12 protein-coding genes are annotated in these 13,163 nt (G+C 60.2%); 9 read left to right on the top strand and 3 right to left on the bottom strand.

Annotation, left to right across the window (positions count from 1 at the left end):
- The first annotated feature begins 107 nt into the window (after positions 1-107).
- The 3 genes from KO492_RS03330 to trpE all read left to right on the top strand — a co-directional run bounded on the left by KO492_RS03330 (position 108) and on the right by trpE (position 4,735).
- Entirely contained in the window at positions 108-1,292 is a 1,185-nt protein-coding gene (locus KO492_RS03330) for an aminotransferase (protein WP_216043655.1), read from the top strand.
- A 65-nt stretch (positions 1,293-1,357) separates the two neighbouring features.
- Complete coding sequence (locus tag KO492_RS03325) at positions 1,358-3,211, top strand: SurA N-terminal domain-containing protein (RefSeq protein WP_216043654.1); 1,854 nt, start codon at positions 1,358-1,360, stop codon at positions 3,209-3,211.
- A 9-nt stretch (positions 3,212-3,220) separates the two neighbouring features.
- Positions 3,221-4,735 carry an anthranilate synthase component I gene (trpE, locus tag KO492_RS03320; protein WP_216043653.1) on the top strand — a complete coding sequence of 505 codons (1,515 nt, stop codon included), beginning with the start codon at positions 3,221-3,223 and terminating at the stop codon, positions 4,733-4,735.
- A 147-nt stretch (positions 4,736-4,882) separates the two neighbouring features.
- On the opposite strand, the gene KO492_RS03315 is transcribed toward trpE, so the two are convergent.
- Positions 4,883-5,344: an Lrp/AsnC family transcriptional regulator gene (locus KO492_RS03315; protein ID WP_066601601.1), complete on the bottom strand. Its 462-nt coding sequence runs from the start codon at positions 5,342-5,344 to the stop codon at positions 4,883-4,885.
- A 161-nt stretch (positions 5,345-5,505) separates the two neighbouring features.
- Between KO492_RS03315 and KO492_RS03310 the strand changes: the two genes are divergently transcribed.
- From KO492_RS03310 to KO492_RS03290, 5 genes are all read left to right on the top strand, one after another.
- Positions 5,506-5,820, top strand: coding sequence for a DUF2849 domain-containing protein (locus tag KO492_RS03310; protein ID WP_216043652.1), 315 nt, complete (start codon positions 5,506-5,508; stop codon positions 5,818-5,820).
- Entirely contained in the window at positions 5,813-7,480 is a 1,668-nt protein-coding gene (locus tag KO492_RS03305; protein WP_216043651.1) for a nitrite/sulfite reductase, read from the top strand. Before KO492_RS03310 ends, KO492_RS03305 begins: the two co-directional genes overlap by 8 nt.
- The gene (locus tag KO492_RS03300) at positions 7,470-8,249 is read left to right on the top strand and encodes a phosphoadenylyl-sulfate reductase (protein ID WP_216043650.1); all 780 of its coding nucleotides are present in this window, start codon (positions 7,470-7,472) and stop codon (positions 8,247-8,249) included. The genes KO492_RS03305 and KO492_RS03300 overlap by 11 nt, the downstream gene beginning before the upstream one ends.
- The gene (locus tag KO492_RS03295; protein ID WP_216043649.1) at positions 8,246-8,620 is read left to right on the top strand and encodes a DUF934 domain-containing protein; all 375 of its coding nucleotides are present in this window, start codon (positions 8,246-8,248) and stop codon (positions 8,618-8,620) included. The genes KO492_RS03300 and KO492_RS03295 overlap by 4 nt, the downstream gene beginning before the upstream one ends.
- 112 nt (positions 8,621-8,732) lie before the next feature.
- Positions 8,733-9,569: a ferredoxin--NADP reductase gene (locus KO492_RS03290; RefSeq protein WP_252735191.1), complete on the top strand. Its 837-nt coding sequence runs from the start codon at positions 8,733-8,735 to the stop codon at positions 9,567-9,569.
- A 187-nt stretch (positions 9,570-9,756) separates the two neighbouring features.
- Here the strand turns inward: KO492_RS03290 and KO492_RS03285 are convergent, their stop codons facing one another.
- Positions 9,757-10,554, bottom strand: coding sequence for a translation initiation factor 3 (locus KO492_RS03285; RefSeq protein ID WP_216043648.1), 798 nt, complete (start codon positions 10,552-10,554; stop codon positions 9,757-9,759).
- 165 nt (positions 10,555-10,719) lie between these two features.
- Here KO492_RS03285 and infC point away from each other — a divergent pair, with 165 nt between their 5' ends.
- A complete protein-coding gene (gene infC, locus KO492_RS03280) occupies positions 10,720-11,337 on the top strand; it encodes a translation initiation factor IF-3 (RefSeq protein ID WP_332938910.1) in 618 nt (205 codons plus the stop codon).
- Positions 11,338-11,409: 72 nt separating this feature from the next.
- On the opposite strand, the gene KO492_RS03275 is transcribed toward infC, so the two are convergent.
- Positions 11,410-13,098, bottom strand: coding sequence for a putative transporter (locus KO492_RS03275; RefSeq protein ID WP_216043647.1), 1,689 nt, complete (start codon positions 13,096-13,098; stop codon positions 11,410-11,412).
- Between the last annotated feature and the right edge of the window lie 65 nt (positions 13,099-13,163).

Raw genomic sequence — 13,163 nt, 5'->3', positions numbered from 1 at the left:
GAATATTAGCGACACCCCTGCCGAGCAATTCCGCCCCTTTCAGGCAATTGCATCTGCCGCGGCCACCCCCTACTCTCCTGACAAATCTGTTTGATCAAGGTGACTATATGCTGACTCCTCTTGCCCCCCCCATGAACCGCACCTTTGCTTCGCCCATCGTGGCGTCGCGAAAATGGCTTGAGGGCGTGACCTTTCCGCCGGACCGTCCGCTGATCAACGTCAGTCAGGCCGCACCGATGGAGGCTCCGCCTCTGGCGCTGCGCAAAGAAATCGCACGGATCGCACTGGAGGATCCGAGCGCGCATCTCTACGGGCCGGTGCTGGGCATGCCGGAACTGCGCGCACAACTCGCCAAGGATTGGTCCGCCGCCTATCACGCGGATATCTCACCGGAGCAGGTCGCCATCACCTCGGGCTGCAATCAGGCCTTCAGTTCGGTCATGAGCACCATTGCCGCAAGCGGCGACGAGGTCATCCTCGTCACGCCATGGTATTTCAACCATAAAATGTGGTGCGATATGAATGGCGTGCATGCCGTGCCTCTGAAGACGAAGGACGATCTTCTCCCCGATCTGGAAGAGGCCGCCCGCCTGATTTCGCCGCGCACCCGAGCCATCGTGCTGATTACGCCGAACAACCCCGGCGGCGTCGAATACCCGCCAGAGCTTTTGACGAAATTCTATGCGCTGGCGCGTGACCGCGGCCTCATGTTGGTGCTCGACGAAACCTATCGCGATTTTGACAGCCGAACGGAGGTGCCGCACTACCTGTTCCGCCAGCCGGACTGGCAGAACACGCTCATCCATCTCTATTCTTTCTCCAAGGCCTTCCGCCTCACCGGCCACCGCGTCGGCGCCATGATCGCCTCGCCCGAGCGGCTCGAACAGGTGGAGAAATATCTCGACACAGTCGCGATTTGCCCCAACCAGATCGGCCAGCGCGCCGCGCTTTGGGGGCTGCAAAACCTTGGCGAATGGGTCGCAGGAGAGCGCACCGAAATCCTCGCGCGGCGGCAAGCCATCATCGACGGCTTCCCTGTGCTCGCACAAAAGGGCTGGCGGCTCTTGGGCTGCGGTGCGTTTTTCGCCTATGTCAGCCATCCGTTCGACATGCCGTCCTCAGAACTGGCCCCGTGGCTCGTGCGCGAGGCGGGGGTGCTCCTATTGCCCGGCACGGATTTCATGCCCAAAGGTGACAAACGGGCCGAACAGCAACTTCGGATCGCTTTTGCCAATATCGATCAGGCCGGTATCACGGAGCTTTTCACAAGATTGGCCAAAATCGCCCCCTGATCCACCTTGCCCTCCGTTTCGCTTGCTTCTACACACTTTGCCAACCTTGAAGGGAGAACAAGAATATGGCGAGCGGCAAAGGCTCTGGCACAAAGATGGTGGTTTGGGGCATTTTGGGCCTCCTGATCCTCGGTCTTGGCGGGTTTGGCACAGCAAATTTCGGCGGCGGGGTCACCCGCGTCGCCGCAGTGGGCGACGAGGAAATCTCGGTCAACGATTATGCCAATGCGTTGCAAAGCCAGATCAGCGCAATCGAGGCCCAGACAGGTCAGGCCTTCTCCGTCGCACAGGCAGAGAATTTCGGCCTGTCGCAACAGGTTCTGGACCAGCTTCTGTCTCAGGCCGCCCTTGATGCGGAAACCGCCCGCGTTGGCCTGTCTGTCGGTGACGACGCTGTGCGCCGCGAGCTTCTGGCCATTGATGCGTTCAAAGGCGTGGACGGCAAATTCGACACGGCCGCCTATAAAGACCTGTTGGCGCGCAACAACATGACCGACAAGGGTTTCGAATCCGATCTGCGCAAAGATGCCGCGCGGGCGATCCTGACCGGCGCTCTGGCCACCGGAATCACCATGCCACCCTCCTACGGACAGGTGGTTGTGGACTGGCTGGGCGAGCGGCGCACGATCTCCGTTGCCACGCTGGATGCGGATGCGCTGGAAACCGGTGTGCCGATTGCGTCCGAAGCCGACATCCAAAGCTGGTATGACGCCCATCCGGAGGCTTACACCGCCCCCGAAGCCCGTCGGATCACCTATGCGTGGCTGACCCCTGCGATGATCATGGATCAGGTCGATATTGACGAGGAGACCCTGCGCAAACTCTATCAAGAGAATATCGACAGCTATGTGCAGCCCGAACGCCGTCTGGTGGAGCGTCTGGTCTTCAACAGCGAAGAAGAGGCCCAAGCCGCCGCAGATCGCATTGCCTCCGGCGAGACCACGTTTGACGAAGAGGTTGCCGCGCGCGGTCTCGACCTGATTGACGCCGATATGGGCGATGTCTCGCAAGACGACCTCTCGACAGAGGCCGGAGCTGCGGTCTTTGCGCTCAAAGGCACGGGCGAAGTCGGGCCGGTGATGTCCGATCTCGGCCCCGCGCTTTACCGCGTGAACGGCACTTTGGCTGGCTCCGAGGTCAGCTTTGAGGAGGCCCGCAACGAATTGGCCGCCGTCATGAGCACCGATGCCGCAGCCCGTCTGATTTCCGGTCTGCTCGAAGAATTCGACAACGATCTGGCGGAGGGCTACACGCTCGAAGAACTCGCAGACGAGACCGAGATGGAGCTTGGCACGCTGGACTGGACCACCGAGAGCGAAGGTGGGATTGCCGCCTACACCGCCTTCAAAGAGGCCGCGGCTCAGGTCACGCTCGACGACTATCCGGAGATCATTGAACTGTCGGATGGCGGCGTCTTCGCCCTGCGTCTCGACGCTATCGTGCCTACCACGGTCAAGCCGCTCGACGAGGTCCGCGAACAGGTCGCCGCCGATTGGGAGGCCGATGCGCTGCAACAACGTCTCACCGAACGCGCCGAGGCTTTGGAAACCGAAGTGGCATCAGGGGCCTCGATCACCGATCTGGGTCTGCCCTCCGAGACATTCGAGGCGATCACCCGTCAGGATTTCCTCTCCAACATGCCCGACGGCTTCATGGATGCGGTCTTTGCACCGGGTCTGACCGAAGGCGGCACCACATTGATCTCCGGCGAGGGCCGCGTTGTCATCGCCAAGATCGACAGTGTCGAAGATCCCGAGCCTTCGGACGAAAATGCCGCCATCGCCCAAAGCTACATCACCTCCGCCGCGCAAGGGGCGGCCACGGATGTGATCGACGCGTTCTCCGCCGCCTTGCGGGCCCGCGAAGGGGTGACAATCAACCAGACGGCCCTGACCGCTGTTCACAGCCAGATGCAATAAGAGTTCCCCATGGCCACGCTCATCCCCAGCTTTTCCGAGTTTGAAACAGGCTTTTCCGAAGGCAAGAACCAGTTGGTTTACGCCAAAGTGGCCGCCGATCTCGACACGCCCGTGTCGATCATGCTCAAACTCGCCGGCGCACGCACCGACAGTTTCATCCTTGAATCCGTCACCGGCGGCGAGGTGCGCGGGCGCTATTCGATCATCGGGATGAAACCCGACCTGATCTGGAAATGCGACGGGACAACAGCTTCGGTCAACCGCAACGCCCGCTTCGATGCGGACAGCTATGTGGTCGATGACAAGGATCCGCTCACCTCGATCCGTGCGCTGATCGCAGAGAGCCGCGTGGATATTCCCGACACATTGCCCGGCGCGGCTGCGGGACTGTTCGGCTATCTGGGCTATGACATGATCCGGCTGGTGGAGCATCTGCCCAATGTGAACCCCGACCCGATCGGCTTGCCTGATGCGGTGCTGATGCGCCCCTCCGTGATTGCGATCCTTGACGGCGTCAAAGGCGATGTGATCCTTGTGTCGCCCGCGTGGGTCGAAAGCGGCCTGTCGGCCAAAGCCGCCTATGCGCAGGCCGCAGAGCGCGTCATGGATGCCCTGCGCGATCTGGAACGCGCGCCATCCGAGGCCAGTCACGAGATGGGCGAGAGCTTCCAAGCTCCCGCGCCTGTGTCGAATTTCACCCATGAGGGCTACAAAGACGCCGTCATGAAGGCGAAGGAATATATCAAGGCAGGCGACATCTTTCAGGTTGTGCCCGCGCAGCGCTGGACGCAGGACTTCCCTCTGCCGCCCTTCTCCCTCTACCGCAGCCTGCGCCGCACGAACCCCTCGCCCTTCATGTTCTTCTTCAACTTCGGCGGCTTCCAGATCATTGGCGCCTCACCGGAAATCCTTGTGCGGGTCTTCGACAACGAGGTGACCATCCGCCCCATCGCAGGCACCCGCAAACGCGGCGCAACGCCCGCGGAGGACAAGGCGCTCGAAGAAGACCTGCTGTCCGATGAAAAGGAACTGGCCGAACATCTGATGCTGCTCGATCTGGGTCGCAACGACACGGGCAAGGTCTCGAAAATCGGCACGGTCCGCCCGACCGAAGAGTTTATCATCGAGCGCTATTCCCACGTCATGCACATTGTCTCCAACGTAGTGGGCGAATTGCGCGAGGATGAAGATGCGCTCTCCGCCCTGCTCGCCGGTCTGCCCGCTGGCACGGTCTCCGGCGCTCCGAAGGTGCGCGCGATGGAGATCATTGACGAGCTGGAGCCGGAAAAACGCGGCGTCTATGGCGGCGGGGTCGGCTATTTCTCCGCAGGCGGCGACATGGATATGTGCATCGCCCTGCGCACCGCCGTGCTGAAAAACGAGAAACTCTATATTCAGGCTGGCGGCGGCGTGGTCTATGACAGCGACCCCGAGGGCGAGTATCAGGAAACCGTCAACAAATCCAACGCGCTGCGCAAAGCCGCCGAGGATGCGGGCCTGTTCACCCGCTCAGGCAACCGCTAACCCTACTCCGTCTTTTCCGGAGGCACGGTCGGCCTTGGCCGCACAGGCTTTCCTTTGTGCCCCAAATACTCACAGGCGGCGCGCTCAACACCGCGCGCCACGGGGTCTCCGGCGCGCCTTCGCCGCCAACTGGTCAACCGGCCATGATCACAGCGGCAGCATCGTGGTCGATTTGATTTCTTCCATCGAGAGAAGTGCCGTGACGTTGTAGATCGCCACCTCTTTGATCAACGCCTGATAGAAGTCGTCATAGGCCTTCGCATTGCGCACGCGCACCTTGAGGATATAGTCGATCTCCCCCGCCAGACGATGCGCTTCCAGCACTTCGGGGCGACGTTTGAGCACTTGCAGGAACTTCTCCTGCCAGTTCGCCTCATGGGCATTGGTGCGCACCAGAACAAAGAAACAGGCCTCCAGCCCGAGGCTTTCCGGATCAAGAATGACCGTCTGCTGACCAATGACCCCCGCCTCGCGCATTTTGCGGATACGATTCCAGACGGGCGTCTTTGAAGAGCCGACTTTGCGGGCGATTTCGTCGAGAGACTGGCTCGCATCCTGTTGCAACTCGCCCAGAATTTTCCGGTCCATTGCGTCGATCTGGTCCGCCATTTCGCTTTTCCTCTCGTTCTTGGAATTCCAACCTAGCGGGGCTCTGAAACAGGAACAAACGTCCTTATTCGTGCGCAGCTATGGCTCTGACTTGGGATAATGTTCTAAATTAAGCACAGAAAATCGCAAGTCGAAAACCCGACCGAACACCGGAGAGCCCTATGCCGCGTCCGTTTACGCCCAAAGCCATCACCGCCAACGCCCTTCTCGAAGGCGATGTCATCTACATGTCTGCTGATGGCACATGGGTGCGCGATCTGTGTCTGGCGCAGGTTTACACCGACAAGGAAACCGCAGAGCGCGCACTGGCCGAGGCGGCCAAGGACGGCTCTGTCGTCGGGGCCTATCTGACGGATGTGAAGCCCACAGAAAACGGACCGGTTCCCACCCATTTCCGCGAAGAGTTCCGCCGCACAGGCCCCTCGAACTATTTCCACGGCAAACAGGAATCCCAGCAGGACGCGACCCATGTATAAATACAATGATTTCGACGAAGCCTTCGTGCGCAACCGTGTCGCACAATTCTCCGCTCAGGTGGCCCGTCGCATTGACGGCTCGCTCACCGAGGAAGAATTCCGCCCGCTGCGCCTGATGAACGGCCTGTATCTGCAATTGCACGCCTATATGCTGCGGGTGGCCATTCCCTATGGCACATTGGACAGTCGCAAAATGAACCAGCTGGCGATGATCGCGGAGAAATATGATCGCGGTTACGGCCATTTCACCACACGGCAGAACATCCAGTATAACTGGCCGAAGCTGCCCGATGTGCCCGCGATCCTTTCGGATCTGGCGGATGTGGAAATGCATGCGATCCAGACCTCCGGCAACACGATCCGCAATGTCACCGCCGATCATTTCGCGGGCGCAAGCGCCGATGAGACGGTCGATCCGCGCCCCGTGGCCGAGTTGATCCGCCAGTGGTCCACCGATCACCCCGAATTCCAGTTCCTGCCCCGCAAATTCAAGGTCGCCGTCTCGGGGGCCAAGGAAGACCGCGCCGTGATAAAAGCCCATGATGTCGGCCTCTATCTGCGCGAGCAAAATGGTATAATCGGGGCCCAGATTCTTGTGGGCGGCGGTCTGGGCCGCACGCCGATGGTGGGCAAGGTGCTCAAAGACTTCGTCGCGCTGGACGACCTTCTGCCCTATCTCGAAGCCACCGTGTCGGTCTGGAACCTCTTGGGGCGGCGCGACAACAAATTCAAAGCCCGGATCAAGATCACCGTGCATGAACACGGGATCGAGGAAATCCGCCGCCTCGTGGAAGAGCGTTTTGCGCAGGTCAAACCGGCCTTTGGCGGTATCGACATGGTGATGCTCGACGAAATCCGTGCCGCTTTTGCGCCGCCTGCGTTCCGCTCCGCCCCGACGGAGGCGTTCGATACGGCCTATGCCAATGATCCGTTGTTTCGCAGTTGGGCCAACACCAACCTCGCACCGCATAAGGCCGAGGGCTATGCCATCGTCACGGTCTCGCTCAAAACGCCCGGCCAGACGCCGGGAGACGCCAGTGCCGAACAGATGCGGGTGCTGGCGGGGTTGGCGCGCGACTATGGTCACGACGAGTTGCGCATTTCCCATGAGCAAAACGTCATCCTGCCGCATGTCCATAAATCCGACCTGCCGGAAATCCACACGGTCCTGAAGGCCGCAGGGCTTGCCACCGCCAATATCGGTCTGGTGAGCGACATCATCGCCTGCCCCGGTATGGATTACTGCACCTTGGCGACCGCGCGCTCGATCCCCGTGGCGCAAGGCATCGCCACACGGTTTGAAGAGCTGAAACTCGAACACGAGATCGGCCCGCTCAAGATCAAGATTTCCGGTTGCATCAATGCCTGCGGGCACCACCATGTCGGCCATATCGGCATTCTGGGCCTCGACCGCGCAGGTGTCGAGAATTACCAGATCACGCTGGGCGGCGACGGCACCGAAGATATGGTGCTGGGCGACCGCACGGGGCCGGGTTTCGCCTATGACGAGATTGTGCCCGCCATCGAGCGCATTCTGAAAACCTATCTGGAACTGCGCGACAGTCCCGAGGAGACCTTCCTCATGGCCTACCGCCGCCTCGGCATGGCCCCGTTCAAAGCGGCCCTCTATCCGGCGAAGGAAAGTGCACATGCGGCATGAGGCGTCTCTTTTGCAAGATGAATTCGGCACGGTGCAAGCCCGTGTCGACCGTCTGAACGCGCGTTACGTTAACCACTCCGCGACGTCCGTTCTGGAACTGGCGCTGCGGGACCGCGAACTGGGCCGGATTGCGCTCGTCTCCTCTTTCGGAGCCGAAAGCGTCGTACTGTTGCATATGATTTCCGTGATCGCGCCGAAAACACCGGTGATTTTCGTGGATACGGAAATGCTTTTCGAGGAAACGATCCAATACCAGCTTGAGGTGATCGACAGGCTCGACCTGCGCGATGTGCGCCGCATCCGGCCTGCGCCTGCGAAACTGGCGGCCAATGATCCCGACGGGCTTTTGCACCTGTCGGACAAGGATGCCTGCTGTGCCCTGCGCAAGACCGCACCGCTGCAAGCCGCGCTCGGCCATTTCGACGCGTGGATCACCGGACGCAAACGGTTTCAGGGGGCGACACGCGCCACGCTTGATTTCTTCGAGAACGAGGACGAGCAACGGATCAAGATCAACCCGCTGGCGCATTGGGCGCCGACGGATGTGCAGGACTACATCATCAACAACCGCCTGCCGCGGCACCCTCTCGTCGCAAAAGGCTACCCCTCGATTGGCTGCGCCCCCTGCACCAGCCCCGTCAAAGAGGGCGAAGACCCGCGCGCCGGACGGTGGCGTGGCGAAGAGAAAACCGAATGCGGGATTCACATTGTGAACGGCAAGATTGTCCGGGGGCCTGCCACAGACCCCCTCAAAGGAGACGCATCATGAGCGTGATTGTACGAGACAGCGGATTCATCTCCGAAGATTACAACGGCGACTGGATCGACCTGCCCTCCGACACCGCGCCCGAGACCTTGGCGCAATACGGCAATGCGGCGGCGATCCGGATTGATTTCCCGAGTTTTGCAGACGGGCGGGGCTTTACGCTGGCGCGACTTTTGCGGCAGGCGGGGTTTCAGGGCCGGCTGCGTGCCAAAGGCCATGTCATCGCCGATCAATACGCGATGGCGCGCCGTTCGGGGTTTGACGAGGTGGAAATCAGCGATGATCTGGCCACCCGTCAGCCGGAAGCTCAATGGCTGGCGCGGGCAGACTGGCGGGCGCATGACTATCAGTCGCGCTTGCGTGCCGGCGTGTAACAGGCCAAAAGGGGGCAAGATGCGCCCCTTTTCCGGCCTCCTTGATCTGATATGGATCAAGGCTTTGCCGGAAACATTCATTTAGACGACCCAAAAGGCGCGAGACAGCGAGATGACCGAGTTGACCCAAGTGACTGAACAAAAATCCAAACCCGTCCCCACACTGCCGGATGCCGCCAAGGTTCTGGAAGTCAAACACTGGAACGACCGGCTGTTCTCCTTCAAGGTCGAGCGCCCGCAAAGCCTGCGCTTCCGGTCCGGCGAATTCGTGATGATCGGGCTGATGGGGGATGTAAACCCGAAGACCGGCAAGGCCAAGCCGCTGCTGCGCGCCTATTCCATCGCCTCGCCGAACTGGGAAGAGCATCTGGAATTCTACTCGATCAAAGTGCCCGATGGCCCGCTCACCTCGCGTTTGCAACACATCCAGCCGGGCGACGAGATCATTCTGCGCCCGAAACCCGTGGGCACGCTGGTGGTGGATGCGCTCCTGCCGGGCAAGCGGCTCTGGTTCTTTGCCACGGGCACGGGGATTGCTCCCTTCGCCTCGCTGATGCGCGAGCCGGAAGTCTACGAAAAATACGAAGAAGTCATTCTCATGCACACCTGTCGGGAGGTCTCCGAACTGGAATATGGCCGCCAACTGGTCGAGCATATCAAGTCCGACGAAATCCTCTCCGAGATCGAACAGGGCAAGCTGCGCTATTACCCGACGACAACCCGTGAGGAATTCCACCACATGGGACGTGTCACGGACAACCTGTCCTCCGGCAAGGTGTTCGCAGACCTCGGCATTGATCCGATCACACCGGAGACGGATCGCGGCATGGTCTGCGGCAATCTAGCGTTCAACAAGGACATCATGGCCATTCTCGACGGGTTCGGCTTGCGCGAAGGGGCCAATTCGGAACCCAAGGAATATGTGGTCGAGAAGGCCTTTGTGGACTGATCCGGCGGGATTGGCCTGCGGACGCAGTCGACCCTTCTGACATAAGAGAGCCTATGCAAACCCCGCTTCGGCGGGGTTTTCTTTTGAGTATTTTCAGCACAAAGGAAACGCGCGATCCCGTCACCGCAAAGAAAAAAGCCGCGCGAGGTCTCCCCAGCGCGGCTTTCGTTTTTAATAGACCGGAGCCTTACATGCCGAGCAGCGTGCGGGCCTTTTCAAGGATCGCGCTGAGGATCTCGGGGTTGTCTTTGGCTTGGGTCATGCCGGTCACGATGGTGGTTTTCGCGGTCTCGGACAGCGGGGAAGCGTTCACCACTTCGGTCGCTTTGTCGAGATCGAACCCGTCAACGGTCAGCACTTCGGCTGCGGTGGAGAGATCGAAAGCCGGAGCGGCGTCCATTGCTTCTTCGGTCACAGCATCGACAGCCGTTTCAGCGGTGTCGGCAGCGGCTTCAACAGCGTCGCCTGCAGCATCGGCAGCCACATCAGCGGCAGCTTCGGCCGTGTCGGCAGCCGTTTCAGCGGCATCCGCAGCCATGTCGGCGGCAGCATCGGTCGCGTCACCAGCCATGTCGGTGGCGGCTTCGGCAGCTTCGCTTGCAGCGTCAGTCGCAGCCTCGGTTGCGTCAGCCGCAGCATCTGCCGCGTCGGTGGCGGCATCTACAGCCGCTTCGGCAGCATCAGAAGCCGCATCAACAGCGCCTTCACCGGCCGCTTCCACAGCGTCCGTGGCGGCCTCGACAGCGTCGGATGCCGCTTCAGTGGCCGCTTCAGCAGCATCGGACGCCATGTCGGCTGCGTCTTCGGCAGCTTCGGTCACGGTTTCGGTTACGGAGTCAGCGGCATCTGTTGCCGCTTCGGTGGCCTGCTCGATAATGGAGCCAGTGGTCGCTTCGCCTTCTGCAGCTTTGTCTTCTTCTTTACAGGCTGCCAGTGAAAGCGCGAGACTGGTCATCAGAGCGCCGGTCAAAATACGTTTGGTCATGTGTGTCTTCCTCACCAAATACTTGGGCCACAACATGCGGCCTTTGCAGGAGGTTCCCCCCTCTGCGAGCCCCGCATATGACATGCGTTCTACAGGAATGTAAGGGGCCGAGGCAGCGAAAATTTCCCCGTCAGTCGCCTTGTGCGGGATGTCGCCGAAACTGGGTTGAAACTGCGCGCAATTCACCCTATTTTCCGGCAACACAAATGCAACCACAGACAGGAGCTTCCCATAGCCCGCAGACCGCATAATGCCCCGCCGACCCGTGACACCGGACCTCGCGTCAATGAACGCATCCGTGCACCGGAAATTCGCCTGATCGGCGCAGAGGGTGAAAATGTCGGGGTCGTGACCCCCGCCAGAGCCATGGATATGGCCGCTGAAGCCGGACTTGATCTCGTCGAGATTTCGCCGAATGCCAATCCGCCCGTCTGTAAGATCATGGATTATGGCAAGTTCAAATACGAACAGCAGAAGCGGGAATCCGAAGCCCGCAAGAAGCAAAAAACCATTGAAATCAAGGAAGTAAAATTCCGTCCCGGCACCGATGTGCATGACTACGAAGTCAAGATGCGCAACGTGGTCAGGTTCCTTGAGAATGGTGACAAGGTGAAAGTGACCCTGCGGTTCCGCGGTCGCGAGATGGCGCACCAGGATTTGGGTCGTCAGCTTTTGGAACGTGTCGCCGAAGACACGAAAGAACTCGGCAAGATTGAAAACATGCCGAAAATGGAAGGCCGTCAGATGATTATGATGATCGGCCCGCTTCCTGCCAAAGGCTGATACGTCAGGCTGTTCAAGGATCAAACCCCGGCGCTTTGCCGGGGTTTTTCTTTGTCTGATGCGCGTTTTTTATCAAAAAGCCCCTGCTCCCATGCTCGCGAGCACCAGCACAAGCACCTGTGGCGCGAGGATACGCAGGAACATCACCAGCGGATAGACAGAGACATAGGCGACCGAGGCCGCGCCAGTCTTGCTCATCGCCACGGCGAAGGCCAGAGCCGGCGGATCGGTCATGGAACCGGCCAGAACGCCGCACAGGCTGAGGTAGTTGAACTTGCCAAAGACCCGCGCAATCGTCCCCACGACGAGAAGCGGGACCAGCGTGATCAGGATGCCATAGCCCATCCACGACAGCCCGTCCCCCTCGAACAATGTCTCGAAAAACCGGTCTCCTGCCACGATCCCGACCACGGCGAGGAACAGGACAATGCCGAATTCACGCAGCGCATGGTTCGCCGCAGGCGGCATATACCATGTGAACGGCCCCCAATGACCCAGCCGCCCCAACAGGATCGCGGCCATCAGCGGACCGCCTGCAAGCCCGAGCTTCAAGGGCGCGGGAAGGCCGGGCACAGCCAGCGGGATGGAGCCCAGCAGCACACCAAGCGCGATGCCGAAAAACAGGGCGGGGAATTGCACCTCTTGCAGCCGCGCATTCTCGTTGCCCAACTGGCCAGCCACCGCATCAATATCGGCCTTTGTCCCCACCACGGTGACGATATCGCCAAAGCCCAGAGTCGATCCCCCCTGTGCCGGAAGTTCGACGCCTGCCCGATTGATCCGCGACACGGTCACGCCGTGGCCTTCGAGAAAGGCAAGCTCCTTGAGCGTTTTGCCCAGCACACGCTCCTTGGTCACAACGAGGCGCGACCATGTGAGCTTCGTGCCCTTCGTGGTCAAAGGCGCGTCAATCTCGCGGCCCAAAATGAGCTTCATCGCCTGCAATTTCTCCGCCGGTCCCACGAGATGCAGGCAATCACCCAGATGCAGGGTCACATCGCGCGTGGGCACCACAAGGTCATCGCCTTTCTTCATACGCGAGGCCACCACCCCGTGATCGAACAGGTCGGGCACATCGCCAAGCCGTAGCCCGTCGAGATTGGCATTGGTCACGACCACATTCATCGCTGGCAGCGCATCTTCGCCGCTCTGGCTCTCGGCGCGATAGGCGGCCTCTTCACGCTCCAGAACAATGCCGAACAGAAAGCGGATCACAAACATGGAGGTGAGAATTCCGAGGATACCAAAGGGATAGGCCATCGCATAACCCATGCCGGATTCCGCGACTTCCGCGGACGGAAACCCCGCATCCCCCAACACCTGCTGCGCGGCACCGAGCCCCGGCGTGTTGGTCACAGCCCCCGACATGACCCCGACCAGAACAGGCAGGGGCAAATCGGCCAGCGCATAGACCAGCAGTGTCATCACAACACCACCCAAGACGATACCAATGGCGGCAAGGTTGAATTTCAGCCCCGACTTGGCGAAGGAGGAAAAGAAACTCGGTCCGACCTGAATCCCGATGGTGTAGACAAAGAGGATCAGCCCCAGTTCGCGCACGAAATGCATCACCTCACCGTCAAATTCGATCCCGGCACGGGAGGCGAAATGGCCGATGAGAATACCCGAAAACAGCACCCCGCCAATACCGAGGCCCACTTTCCGGATTTGCAGTTTTCCCAACAGCAGACCAAAGGCACCGGCAAGGCAGAGCGCCAGAGTTGTCAGGGCAATATCGGAGAGCGCAAAAGCATCTGTCATAGCACGCACTTTCTGAGCGGGGAGGCTCGCAGAGGAGGTGTCGTAGAATGTGGTTTCCGGTCCGG

The organism is Celeribacter halophilus, assembly GCF_018860305.1.
Lineage (GTDB): Bacteria > Pseudomonadota > Alphaproteobacteria > Rhodobacterales > Rhodobacteraceae > Celeribacter > Celeribacter halophilus_A.
Note: the sequence above shows the minus strand (reverse complement) of the source record. Positions and strands in the feature narration are given on the sequence as shown.

What these genes read in the sequence shown, in the direction of transcription:
- KO492_RS03275 (WP_216043647.1), bottom strand. Translation starts at nt 13,098, where the DNA reads ATGACAGATGCTTTTGCGCTCTCCGATATTGCCCTGACAACTCTGGCG.
- KO492_RS03305 (WP_216043651.1), top strand. Translation starts at nt 5,813, where the DNA reads ATGTATAAATACAATGATTTCGACGAAGCCTTCGTGCGCAACCGTGTC.
- trpE (WP_216043653.1), top strand. Translation starts at nt 3,221, where the DNA reads ATGGCCACGCTCATCCCCAGCTTTTCCGAGTTTGAAACAGGCTTTTCC.
- KO492_RS03315 (WP_066601601.1), bottom strand. Translation starts at nt 5,344, where the DNA reads ATGGCGGACCAGATCGACGCAATGGACCGGAAAATTCTGGGCGAGTTG.
- KO492_RS03295 (WP_216043649.1), top strand. Translation starts at nt 8,246, where the DNA reads ATGAGCGTGATTGTACGAGACAGCGGATTCATCTCCGAAGATTACAAC.
- KO492_RS03310 (WP_216043652.1), top strand. Translation starts at nt 5,506, where the DNA reads ATGCCGCGTCCGTTTACGCCCAAAGCCATCACCGCCAACGCCCTTCTC.
- KO492_RS03325 (WP_216043654.1), top strand. Translation starts at nt 1,358, where the DNA reads ATGGCGAGCGGCAAAGGCTCTGGCACAAAGATGGTGGTTTGGGGCATT.
- KO492_RS03330 (WP_216043655.1), top strand. Translation starts at nt 108, where the DNA reads ATGCTGACTCCTCTTGCCCCCCCCATGAACCGCACCTTTGCTTCGCCC.
- KO492_RS03300 (WP_216043650.1), top strand. Translation starts at nt 7,470, where the DNA reads ATGCGGCATGAGGCGTCTCTTTTGCAAGATGAATTCGGCACGGTGCAA.
- KO492_RS03290 (WP_252735191.1), top strand. Translation starts at nt 8,733, where the DNA reads ATGACCGAGTTGACCCAAGTGACTGAACAAAAATCCAAACCCGTCCCC.
- KO492_RS03285 (WP_216043648.1), bottom strand. Translation starts at nt 10,554, where the DNA reads ATGACCAAACGTATTTTGACCGGCGCTCTGATGACCAGTCTCGCGCTT.